General features: G+C 42.5%; 9 protein-coding genes and 4 pseudogenes. 3 read left to right on the top strand and 10 right to left on the bottom strand.

The annotated features are described in order from the left end of the window. Window positions 1-681: 681 nt before the first annotated feature. Window positions 682-777: pseudogene (locus G9U52_RS33800) on the top strand (IS66 family transposase); the annotation flags it as partial. On the opposite strand, the pseudogene msrA (G9U52_RS33795) reads toward G9U52_RS33800, so the two are convergent. From msrA (G9U52_RS33795) to G9U52_RS42140, 3 genes and pseudogenes are all read right to left on the bottom strand, one after another. Then, a pseudogene (msrA, locus tag G9U52_RS33795) lies at window positions 777-1,158 on the bottom strand (peptide-methionine (S)-S-oxide reductase MsrA); the annotation flags it as partial. The pseudogenes G9U52_RS33800 and msrA (G9U52_RS33795) sit on opposite strands and share 1 nt — an antisense overlap. A 557-nt stretch (window positions 1,159-1,715) precedes the next feature. Further along, on the bottom strand, window positions 1,716-2,210 hold the full coding sequence (msrA, locus tag G9U52_RS33790; RefSeq protein ID WP_166156190.1) for a peptide-methionine (S)-S-oxide reductase MsrA: 495 nt from the start codon (window positions 2,208-2,210) through the stop codon (window positions 1,716-1,718). A 39-nt stretch (window positions 2,211-2,249) separates the two neighbouring features. Beyond that, window positions 2,250-2,473, bottom strand: a pseudogene (locus G9U52_RS42140) (peptide-methionine (R)-S-oxide reductase); the annotation flags it as partial. 590 nt (window positions 2,474-3,063) lie between these two features. Here G9U52_RS42140 and G9U52_RS33780 point away from each other — a divergent pair. Further along, window positions 3,064-4,143, top strand: a complete 1,080-nt coding sequence (locus tag G9U52_RS33780; protein WP_166156187.1) for a lactonase family protein — start codon at window positions 3,064-3,066, stop codon at window positions 4,141-4,143. Window positions 4,144-4,492: 349 nt separating this feature from the next. On the opposite strand, the gene G9U52_RS33775 is transcribed toward G9U52_RS33780, so the two are convergent. The 6 genes from G9U52_RS33775 to G9U52_RS33750 form a co-directional block, all read right to left on the bottom strand. Beyond that, the gene (locus G9U52_RS33775; protein ID WP_166156184.1) at window positions 4,493-5,029 is read right to left on the bottom strand and encodes a dihydrofolate reductase family protein; all 537 of its coding nucleotides are present in this window, start codon (window positions 5,027-5,029) and stop codon (window positions 4,493-4,495) included. 417 nt (window positions 5,030-5,446) lie between these two features. Next, window positions 5,447-6,337: a phosphotransferase enzyme family protein gene (locus tag G9U52_RS33770; protein WP_166156181.1), complete on the bottom strand. Its 891-nt coding sequence runs from the start codon at window positions 6,335-6,337 to the stop codon at window positions 5,447-5,449. A 321-nt stretch (window positions 6,338-6,658) separates the two neighbouring features. Further along, on the bottom strand, window positions 6,659-7,213 hold the full coding sequence (locus tag G9U52_RS33765; RefSeq protein ID WP_166156178.1) for a hypothetical protein: 555 nt from the start codon (window positions 7,211-7,213) through the stop codon (window positions 6,659-6,661). Between the two features lie 168 nt (window positions 7,214-7,381). Beyond that, window positions 7,382-7,564 (bottom strand): hypothetical protein, encoded by a 183-nt coding sequence (locus G9U52_RS33760; RefSeq protein ID WP_243767717.1) that lies wholly within the window; start codon window positions 7,562-7,564, stop codon window positions 7,382-7,384. Between the two features lie 10 nt (window positions 7,565-7,574). After that, window positions 7,575-7,784, bottom strand: coding sequence for a hypothetical protein (locus G9U52_RS33755; protein WP_166155880.1), 210 nt, complete (start codon window positions 7,782-7,784; stop codon window positions 7,575-7,577). A gap of 202 nt (window positions 7,785-7,986) precedes the next feature. Further along, on the bottom strand, window positions 7,987-8,448 hold the full coding sequence (locus G9U52_RS33750) for a hypothetical protein (RefSeq protein WP_166156175.1): 462 nt from the start codon (window positions 8,446-8,448) through the stop codon (window positions 7,987-7,989). Window positions 8,449-8,890: 442 nt separating this feature from the next. Here G9U52_RS33750 and G9U52_RS33745 point away from each other — a divergent pair. Next, a pseudogene (locus G9U52_RS33745) lies at window positions 8,891-10,108 on the top strand (IS110 family RNA-guided transposase). A gap of 479 nt (window positions 10,109-10,587) precedes the next feature. Here the strand turns inward: G9U52_RS33745 and G9U52_RS33735 are convergent. After that, window positions 10,588-11,226, bottom strand: coding sequence for a hypothetical protein (locus tag G9U52_RS33735; RefSeq protein WP_166156172.1), 639 nt, complete (start codon window positions 11,224-11,226; stop codon window positions 10,588-10,590). Between the last annotated feature and the right edge of the window lie 107 nt (window positions 11,227-11,333).

Below are 11,333 nucleotides of genomic sequence, written 5' to 3'. Positions count from 1 at the left end.
TCACGATTAAAATAGGGACGTGAATAGCTCACGTCCCCATTTCGTCCCCAACTCCTCTATTCACTCACTCAAAACCTAAGCTAATTCCCCGTGATAGTTCTGATCCCCTGGTATTCAATTCTTTTGGGGTTGTTAAATACCCAACCACGGACTACCAACTGAGCTAAGGGGCAGTTAGCATAAACAATACTATTGAGCGAATACTCTCACATCTCATCTACTGATTACGAATCATCAATATTAAGCACTCCACATGTGTCGTATGCGGGGACGATAGCTTTTCCACCAAATCAATAACTACTAAGCGCATATTAGTTGAAGTAGTTGAAGTATTTCTTCCGATCTCCGATTAATTAATTTTAAGGTATGCCTTGCGCTCTTTTTCCTTCTGTACAGCTTCGAAAATCTCTTTAAAATAATCGGCTTATAACGGGAGCTCCCGTCATCTCTTGAAGGTTCCTGCATCGGCTATTATCTAGTTTACACTGTAGGTCAATGGCAGTTTAAGATTCGCGGTAATCGGACAATGTTTGTGTCGCAAAGCGAAAATCGGATCAAGTTTGTGTCGCGAGCTGACGACACAAACTTGATCTCATAAATGAAAAAACTAATAAATAACACGAAATTTATGGGACAATGTTTGCCCTTGAAAAAAGTACGGGATGGTTGAATAACAGGACGCATGTCGATGGTTACGCGGGCTATCATAAGGTCGCTAGTGTGACTCTTGTGGTATGCTGGGCACATGCGCGACGTAAATATGACGAAGCACTGAAATAATCCTCTGCAGGATAGAACGATTGTGCCGGTAAAATATCCGTCACAATCGGTTTGTTGAACTGACTGCTCTCGGCAATTTTTCGCTTCGATGCTTCCACCTTGTTCTTCTGTTCCTCATTATGGAATAAATAGCTGTCCGCAAGGATTCTCCTCTGTCGTGAAACTGCCCACCCGGATCGGTAGGGTCGATTTGCGACCAATAATGTCCAGCAACTTGTCATAGGGAAAAACCTCCGGGTCAAACGTAATTTGCACCGCTTCCCTATATCCCGTAGTCTCGGAGCAAACCTCCTCATACGTAGGATTCTCCTTGTGACCGCCTGTATAGCCGGAAACGACCTTGATGATGCCCGGCATTTCCTCAAACGGCGATACCATACACCAGAAGCACCCTCCAGCGAACGTAGCCAATTCGTAATGTTTATTGTTTATGCCGCTAATTTTTAACACCTCATTCTTCAATATTCAAGATGACCAAGATTTAAGCAAAAACATGCTTTATTACAATGATCAACAGCTTGCCGGTCAATTAAATTTACTGAGTCTCTCCTGGGTAACTATTTTTGTGGAATCCCCAATTCCCGTGATTTTATCAACTCCCTCACCGCATTTTTACAAAGGCGGTTTTCATTTGGTCATTATCAACATTAGGATTTAACATAGCCAAATAAATAAAGGCCCCGATTGGGGCCTTTATTTATTTGGCTATTTGCAATAGCAAATCCGGATCCTGAAATAACTTTATTTCATTATCTGATGGCGCCGCGCAGCGGCATGGGGGTCTAACCGGGCAGGTGCACCGTTTACCCATGATCTCGAAGCCTCGTGATATCCATCAGACGACAAACCTTAAACAATCTTAGTCCAATGGAGTACCGAACTAAGGCTGCTTAGTGCTCTTATTTCATTGTTGTCTACTCGACGGGCCGACCGGCCTATCGCCTGGGAAGGACCCAGTTGGGGCGCGGGAAGTGGCAGGTGTAGCCGCTCGGTAATCGCTCCAGATAGTCCTGGTGCTCCGGCTCTGCTTCCCAGAAGTCGCCGACAGGCGTCACTTCGGTGACGACCTTGCCCGGCCACAGATCCGACGCGTTCACGTCTGCGATCGTCTCTTCCGCCACCTTTCTCTGCTCGTCGCTCGCATAGTAGATCGCCGAACGGTAGCTTCTGCCGATATCGTTGCCCTGACGATTCCGCGTCGTAGGATCGTGGATTTGAAAGAAATACTCCAGGATGCGCCGGTAGCTCGTCTCCGCTGTATCGAAGACGATTTCGATCCCCTCCGCATGAGTGCCATGGTTGAGATAGGTCGCGTTCGGAGTGTCACCGCCAGTATAGCCGACGCGAGTCGAGACGACGCCGGGAAGCTTGCGGATCAAGTCCTGCATTCCCCAGAAGCATCCCCCAGCGAGTACAGCGCGCTGATGCATGTTAAACCTCCTCAATCTGATCGAGATATTTGCCGTAGCCTCGCTCTCCATGTCGTCGCGATGGATGAATCGGAGCGACGAGGAATTGATGCAGTAGCGTAGGCCACTGCGATAAGCCGGGCCATCCGGGAAGACGTGACCGAGATGGCTGTCGCCGTGAGTGGATCTACCTCGGTCCTTATCATCCCATGGGAGTTGTCCCGCAACTCGTTGATGTTTGCGGAAACGGTCGGCTTCGTGAAACTTGGCCACCCAAAGGAGGACTAGACCCAAGCTGCATATCGGTGATCTCTCGAAGCTCCATGTCTAGGATGTCCCATATCCGCATTGGAAAGGCAATGTTTTTCCAACTAACTTAGAGCTTCGTGAGATCCTCAACCATTATACCCGCGGTATGCGTGACTCAAACCTGTTGTTTTTTACTGTTGAACTAAGCAGTACATTTGCCGCGTCCTGACTTACCAGATCAGAGAGCAACTGGATACCTTGTCCGGATTTTGCGGGAGCCAACGTACTGCAAAAAAACGAGCAAGACCTAGATACGAGGTTATGGATAGATGAAACCGATCTCACCGAGAAAACAGTAAGACGCTGGCACTGATGCCTCGTATTTAAAGTAGCTGTTTTTTTCGACGAGTTGGAATACTTGTCCACCCGGTGCCTGGAAATAAAAAATGAGGATTCGGTATTTCAAGCTTCGAGACCAGAATCGAGAATTTTTGACGCTGGTTTGGGCTTAGTCGATGAGTCATGGTTTGGTCTCAAATGTAAAATAGAACAATATAATAAACTGAAAACCTTCGATCATAACTCGATAAAAAATCCGGTAAAAGAGTAGGGGGAGTACCGATACATGCCGAGCATGATATATATGATGACCAATATGAGTGAAATGAATCAGGTTGTTGCGTTTTACCGGGGTATGAATGGATTGCTCACCTTTATGGCGTCTTATCCAACCAGCGGAAAGGGTACGGGGACAAAGGAAGTCTCAACTGCAACACCAAACGATGGAATCGATCCTCTTCATTCGGAAGGCTCTCTCACTTTGTCCCTTGATGGTCGGTTCCTTTTTGCGGTTAATACAGGCAGCCATAGTATAAGCAGCTTTATGGTAACTGAAAATGGGCATCTTATTCTTGTGGATGTAAAACCCTCGGGAGGCTTTCAACCCAATAGCGTAGGTGTATTTGGTAACCTTCTTTACGTCTCCAATGTGGGGTATCCCGCCAATCAATCTCATTCGAATATTTCTGGTTTTCGTATAGAAGGTAACGGACATCTTACCCCTATTCCTGGATCTATCCATTCTCTCAGCACCATTAATGCTCAACCCGCGCAAGTCCTATTTACTCCAGATGGCAGTAGAATGGTTATACCTGAGCTTACGACAAGCCATCTTAGTGTATACAACGTTAATAGAAATGGCACAGTTACAGGGCCAATGATTAATGAGTCCTATGGTAAGATGCCGTTTGGCTCTTATTTCCTTTCGACAGGGCTGCTTTTAGTTACAGAATTGGACTCTAATGCGCTTTCTTCCTATACTTTAAGTGACAACGGGATCCTTCATGTAATTAGTGGCTCTGTACCAACCGGCCAAAAGGCCACTTGCTGGGTGACGACAACGAAGAATGAACGTTTTGCTTATGCGACCAATACCTTAAGTGGGACCATAACTATCTATCGAATTAATAGCAGCGGAGCGTTAACAGCAATTGGACATGTTACCAGCACTCCGGCAGGAATACCAACCGGTCTACCGATGAATATAGAAGTAAGTAAAGATGGACGATATCTTTATACACTTAACGGGAATCAGGGTACAGTATCGGTCTTTCAAATTAATGATGATGGCAGTCTTACCCACTTGCAGGTTGCTGCGTGGACCTTTTTCCCTTATTTCGGATCACAAGGTTTAGTTGTGCTTTAATACATTTGCTGCATCTTCTGTAATTTGCCCTGAGTCAGCCGATCAGGTGGATATACGTCTTTTATTCTTATTCTTTAGTTAAGTCTTGAGTGCACCAGCAGGATGTTCTATTGAACTTAGTATGTCCCATTTATATCCGTTTCAAAGGTTCCACTTTCTATTTTACAGACCCCACTCCTGTCACCCGACATCAAACAAACAGGAAAGACCCTATTTTACCACCTTTCCCCTTTCTTGCGAAGTAATCTTCGACCAAGAAAAAGAAAATGGCTTGTAGAGCCTTTCTTATGCTTCTGGAGAATCCCTATTAAAGTAACGTGCCCTTTAGGCCGCTGGGTCAACCGCACAACTAAGCTGGAACGTAGGTCAACCTGATCACCTTCTCGCCAATTCGATCGCTTGCCACGAGGCGCAGCGGCGGCCGCGGACCGGCGAAGAACGGCTTGCCGTGACCCAGCACGACTGGATGGAGATAGAGTCGATACTCATCAACGAGACCGAGCTCCGTTAGACTGTGGGCCAACTCCGGCCCGGCAACTTCAATCTCCCCTTCATGCTGAGCCTTCAGCCCACGTATGGCCGCTGCGAGGTCGCCCTCGATCAGAGAAGCGTTCGGACCGACGGACTTTAACGTCCTCGACACCACCCACTTCGGTTTGCTTTGCCACGCCGCTGCGTATTTCCGTTCCGGCGCATCCCATTCAAAATGGTCTCCGTCCCAATACCGCATGGTCTCGTACATGCGGCGCCCGTACAGGCTGCCCGCCAGGCCGCGCACGTCGTCGATGAAATGACGGAATAGCACGGGGTCGGGCTGAAATGCCGTGTGGTCGTGGTCGACGAATCCGTCCAGAGACTGGTTCAATGCGAAAACGATCTTTGCCATGCGACTGACTCTCCTCCCTGGTTTTCTCGCACATTCATCATCAAGATTACACGTTCCATATGCAGCCTCCTTTATGTCTACATTTTATCATCCAACAGCATGTCCGGTTTCTCATGGATTGCTAATGTGCACAGTCCTGGCCTGACCGAATACAAATTTAATTTAACGAAGGATGGTAAATTAAACAATTCTGCCCGTTAGGTGAGCGAAGGCTGCCGTTAGTGTCGGCAGCCTCGTCCCGGTTACTTATTGAGCTCTAGTGTCCCGTTCGTTGAGCGAGCGTTAAGCCTATTGAAGTAAGTTGTAAACTATTATCGCACAGCGTTAGTTAGACAAGGATGTGGCAAATTACTATTGCTGGACTAGAGATCCTTTTGCATTCTTAACATTCTCACTGATATTACATGTTCTTCATATTTACATCAAAGACTTGTGAAATCCAAGTCCAATAAACGGAATATCATTGATTAAATTGTTGATATTAAACGTCAATGCTTCTTTACTATAATCATTCCAATTAACAAAGTTACCCATATCAAGACTACGGTATTTAAGACCAATAACGATAGCTTGCCTTAAATTAATAAATAATGGAATAGTTTCTAGTGAACTACGGCTTAATGTGTTTTCCTTGGTGTATCCTTGAAAAAAGTTTGAAAAAAAACGTTTTGCTATTGCCTTTCTAGTATTTACATCTGCAATAATAAATGGAATTGGAGTTTCATGAAATATTGATGTTGCAATTTCAGAAGCGAACCAACTATACTCGCATTGATCAAAGTCAATGATGCTCGGGTGATCTTCATGATTCAGGTAATTCCCAGGACTAATGTCTCCATGAATAAGCCCAAACAAATCACTGTCTCTTGACAATGATTGAATTTGACTTAAATATAATTCAAGTTTCTTTTGAAGCATCTCGTATGGTACATATTTTTGAAATTCTGTAATAGCTGGATTGTCATTCCAATCATACCTTTTTTGAATAGGAGAAAACTGTTTTGATAGCTTATGCATCTTCCCAGTAAACCTCCCAATTCGTTCATAAAAGATATCACTTTCGACGCAGATTTCAGCCCTTCTGCCTGGAGCGAATTCAAAGGCAGTCACTACAAAAGAGTTTTCATCATGTTCAATAACTTCAACATATTCACCTTGATTAGAAAGTAAAGCTTTCGATACCGTCATTCCGGAATCCGCTAGATATGAAATAAACTCGATCTCAGCAAGAGTCATATCCTTACCCCTATGTGAGCTATGAGCAATTCTTAATATTACTTCTATAGAATCACGTTTCCCTAAAAACACGTATCTGCAAAGTTAATGCCAAACCGACCTGCTGCCTCTAAAAAAATTTCTTTTGTAAATTTGTCTTTAATAGAACTTTCTATATGAATCTCCTCCAAATAAATAATACTTTATTTCATATTGAGCTAACGTATTATACGAAAACTATCCATATTACTATTACTATCAGCTTGGTTCCGGAGTATGTATATTTCATACCCATTTTAAAATAATAACAAGTTATTTCTTTAAGCTAAAGTGTCCCGCAGCACAACGACTTAATCTGCCCCGTTACTTTAGCAAGCAAATAGATGAACGCAGGGTCCTCAACTCTTGTAGCCGTTAGCTCAACCGATTACTAAAATCTTTAATTTTACTGAAACAGGGGGCTTGAATGATATTATGATTGGTTTGTTCGATTACGCTCAGCAGTTCTTTAGTTTTTCGTACTAATTCGTTCTCGAATTCATCCCACGTTATTGTCTGATTAACAATGCCCCTATTGTCTGCATTAACAAGAAACTCACGGTCAGTTATCAGTGCTTGTTGACAAAACTTATCGTGATGATACTCATTTACAATTAGACTATTGCCATTCCGAATAAACTCTAGCCATGTCCATGGATTCTCTATATATTTTAAAGCTATGTAATCGCCAATAATTAGCTCGAAGTAAGCTTCAATTAGAAATTCAAAGTGTGTGAGTATTACTTCCGAAAAAATATGTTTTGTCTCCAGCCTCATCTCGGGAGATGGGAACTGAAGATATTCGATTCCATTAACAATTAGGGTAAAACAACCGTAAATTTGATCATAATCTTTATTAAAAGTCTGGATGTCTATTACGCGAAGTCTGGAAATATGATCTTCAAAGATCTCATATTTAATTTCAAACAATAGATATCACTCCGTTCATTATTGGGGATTACACCTATTTTACCGTAATAATGGGATAACAGAACTGGATGGTTACAACGCCTTTGTTACTTTATTCTGCCCAGTTACTTTAATAGCCAAAAAAAGGATCTGCCCGAAGCAAGCTCCTCCACTATCGTAGCCGTTAGCTTAGCGATGTTTCCCCGCCCGTACTACTTTTCCAAAAAGATAAACAAGAACAAAATAGACGGGGAATAAAATCAATCCGACAAAACCAATAAAAATACCGATTGCAGCCCGACCGTCATCATTCCATGCGTCCACGTGTTGTATGGCATAAAGCACATAGAATAACCACACCACCATAGCCACGTATCCTAACCTATATGCTATACCCAAAAGTATATCCCCCTTCATCCATCGCTGTACTGGCAAGGTAAATTCCTTCAATTTCCGATCCGATTACCACGATACTGGGCTTACTATCATTTATACCCCCATTTGAATTCAAATCATTGTTTCTTTCACATGCAGATAAAAACATAAATACAGCCACGATTAAGGCTAACAGAATACGGTAATAAGATTTCATTAATTCCTCCAATAACTCTTTGGATGGGTTAAGTTCTTAACTTTAGACGAAAAATCCAATATAAAGTTCTACTCTACCAAACCATATTATTTAACCTACCTCACTGCCGTTAGCAGAGTAAATGTCTGCCATGCGGTAGCCCCTTATATTGAACGATATTTTCGTTAGTTTAATGTCCGACTGTGGATTTCTGATTCATAGATTAAAAGTCGCCGCCCACACATGCGTGGAGATTCCATTTTGATAACTCAGAAATAGACCCCCTCTCGATGCCTGACGGTGTAAGGACACAGATTTGGTACGGCTTGTTTCCTGGTCCAACTGTAAAAATTGCTGATACCTTCAAGGGTTTCCCGTCCACTTCAAAAGTCAAATCTACATGTCCAGTACAGACGCAACCATCGTCATAATCCGCTTTAACGTAGTCATTTGATAGCAGTCGGAAGCCATCTTCCCTAAGGGACTTTCTTACATTTTCAATATCTAAAGAACTCCCGAAAAAATCTGGGGCTACACTAATGTTTCGTGCCTGTACGGCTTTCAAAAATGAGGCGGTATTCTTCTCTACTTCATTCTGATTCAGTAAGACATTGCCATAGTATGTGAGGAGAAAAATGACCCACAGCAGGAGCACGGAAACGACTACTTTTTGTTGAATCTTCAAAATCCAACCCTCCCTTGAACCCATCTATTAATACATTTACTTTATTAGATGTTTCGTTTAAAGTACAATTTGGACAAGTTTAAATTAATTTACATTTTTAAATGTTGATCAAAGGAAACGTAGTAGTAGCTCATGTCTGATCATTTGAAAACTCACATCCTAATATTATGCAAAACTGCCCGTTAGCCATTCATGCAGCGCAAGATGCGCTGCACCACAGAGGATGAAAATGGATACAAACTGTCCTATACTGAAACTATGGCTGGGTGAGGAAGGTCGATGAGCTATGGTGCCAGTAGAGCCCATCCGTTAGTCTGACTCCGACGACCACGGTGCATCACAGACTGTCGCTCCCTTTTGGGAAGCACTCATGGTAGATTAATCCTATTTTGGTCTTTGCACCAGCCTCCACTACTAATAGCCATAGAAAGGAACTTTTTCAATGGATATTCTCATTGAACGCGCATGTGGCATGGATATTCATAAGAAATCCATTACTGCGTGTATACTGACACCTAATGGAAAGGAGATTCAAACGTTTTCCACGAAAACGGTCTTTCTCTTACAGTTAATCGACTGGATTAAACAGCAGGGATGTACCCACGTAGCGATGGAAAGTACAGGGGTATTTTGGAAACCTATTGTTAACCTGCTTGAAGCTGAAGATATTGAATTTTTAGTGGTGAATGCCCAGCATATGAAGGCTCTCCCATGACGTAAAACCGATGTCAAAGATGCGGAATGGATTTGCCAACTTCTTCGTCATGGACTTTTGAAAGCAAGTTTCATTCCAAACCGAAATCAACGGGAACTACGGGAACTTGTTCGGTACCGCCGTAGTATCATTGAAGAGCGAGCCCGACAACATAACCGGATTCAAAAGGTTTTAGAAGGAGCCAACATCAAGCTCAGCTCTGTCGTTTCAGATATTATGGGTGTCTCCTCTAAGGATATGCTTCACGCCATCGCAGACGGTGAAGATGATCCACAGACCTTAGCAAACTTCGCTCGGCGATCCATGAAAAAGAAGAAGGAACAACTTGAGCTCGCTCTTAGAGGCTATGTCAATCCCCATCAACGCATGATGCTCAAAACCATTCTACTACACATTGACTTTCTAACCGAACAAATTGAAGCTCTCGACCAAGAGGTTGCCCAGAGAGTCAGCTCGGATCAAGAAGATATTGAACGATTAGATTCTATACCGGGGATTGCCACTCGTATGGCTGAACAAATCTTAGCTGAAATCGGAACCGATGTGGGTAATCAGTTTCAAAGTGCAGCTCGATTATGTTCTTGGGCAGCACTCGTGCCAGGGCATAATGAAAGTGCAGGCAAACGGAAATCTTCAAAAGGGAAAAAAGGAAACAAATATTTAAAATCTGCCTTAACGGAAGCCGCATATTCCGTAGGTGCCTCTAAAAATTATCTGGGAGCCATGTATAGACGTACAGCGGCACGAAAGGGTAAAAAAAGAGCGGGTATCGTCGTCGCGCACGCCATGCTAAGAATTGCTTATTATCTTTTAACACGAAAAGAGATGTATGTAGATTTAGGGGAAGACTTTTTTGATAAACAAAAACAAGCATCGATTGTGCGAAATTCAGTTCGAAGACTAGAAAGCTTAGGTTATAACGTAAGCATTTCAGAAGTATCCTGATCTACCGATCTCAATATCCTAGGCGCTTCACATTTTAAAAAAATGAATGAGCCGCGTCTTCTTCAGTATTGTCTTTTTACGATGTAACCGGAAGTTAATTTTCATGGTAGCTTAGCACCACGCCGTTAAAACTCTTACTTCGGGTTGTCGTTCCTGATTGATTAGTCGGTAATGGGACAATGTTTGTGTCGCCAACCGAGAATCGGATCAGGTTTGCGTCGCGGGGTAACGACATAAACTTGATCCGATAACTAAAAAAACTCCCTAAAATAAGGAGTTTTATGGGATAAAGTTTGTGTCGTCCGACAAATATGTCGGAGGACAAGAATCTCTAATCTCCGTTACGGAATTACCTCTCCGGCTTTTCCTATCACAGTAAAGGCTCCCCTCTTGATAATGTCCACAACCAATATCCGTTGTTTCTTTATGAAGATATAACTTATTTTCCAATGACTTGGAATAACGCAATCGCATTAGGATTAGAAATAAACTGGGATCAGAATGACGGACTTAACATTAGAAATTGTTTTTAACCAAGGATAACAAACATCTAATGACCTCCGTGCAGCTCGTTCAATGTAAGCACAAATACCATCCACAGTAACAATAGTTAAAGGTTCACTAATATTTTCTGAAGGATACTTGAAATCTCCTAACGCTTGATGTTTTATTCGCATAACTGATTCTTTATCAATCTCCGTTAATTTGGGTACGTCATCACTTAAGTTCAAAGCTTCATAAAGACCATCGGAAACGTATTTCTCTGCTAATTTTGCATTACATAAATAAAAATCTTTGTGCAATTCTTTATAAAAATTCGGTTCATTTCTTAATCTATCCTTCAATCCGCTATAATACATAAATGTTGCCCACATATCATCTGCAACCAAATGTGTTAAGTATCCAATATAATATGGATCAGTGAACTTCTCATGGTATTTTGCAATAAATCGTCCATACTCAGATGGAGCGCCGTCGGATAACGTATACCTAGTCCCCTTAAAGTGCGTTTCCCCCTTAATTTCATCACCATCTGGAGCAATAGAACCTAATAACATACGACCTCTGTTCGTTGAAACGCGATCGGCAATCAACAAGTGCATCATACGAGAGCCCATTCAACCACTCTTTTCCTATTGTATAATACCAAAATAATACAATTCGCGACATTTATGAATAGATCCTTTTTCAGTATTAAGACTTTTAACTATCTGCCCGTTAACTA

The organism is Paenibacillus agricola, assembly GCF_011440305.1.
In the GTDB taxonomy this organism is placed as follows: Bacteria; Bacillota; Bacilli; order Paenibacillales; family NBRC-103111; genus Paenibacillus_S; species Paenibacillus_S agricola.
This window is presented reverse-complemented; position numbering and strand designations above follow the sequence as displayed.

What these genes read in the sequence shown, in the direction of transcription:
- msrA (WP_166156190.1), bottom strand. Translation starts at nt 2,210, where the DNA reads ATGCATCAGCGCGCTGTACTCGCTGGGGGATGCTTCTGGGGAATGCAG.
- G9U52_RS33780 (WP_166156187.1), top strand. Translation starts at nt 3,064, where the DNA reads ATGCCGAGCATGATATATATGATGACCAATATGAGTGAAATGAATCAG.
- G9U52_RS33775 (WP_166156184.1), bottom strand. Translation starts at nt 5,029, where the DNA reads ATGGCAAAGATCGTTTTCGCATTGAACCAGTCTCTGGACGGATTCGTC.
- G9U52_RS33755 (WP_166155880.1), bottom strand. Translation starts at nt 7,784, where the DNA reads ATGAAATCTTATTACCGTATTCTGTTAGCCTTAATCGTGGCTGTATTT.
- G9U52_RS33735 (WP_166156172.1), bottom strand. Translation starts at nt 11,226, where the DNA reads ATGGGCTCTCGTATGATGCACTTGTTGATTGCCGATCGCGTTTCAACG.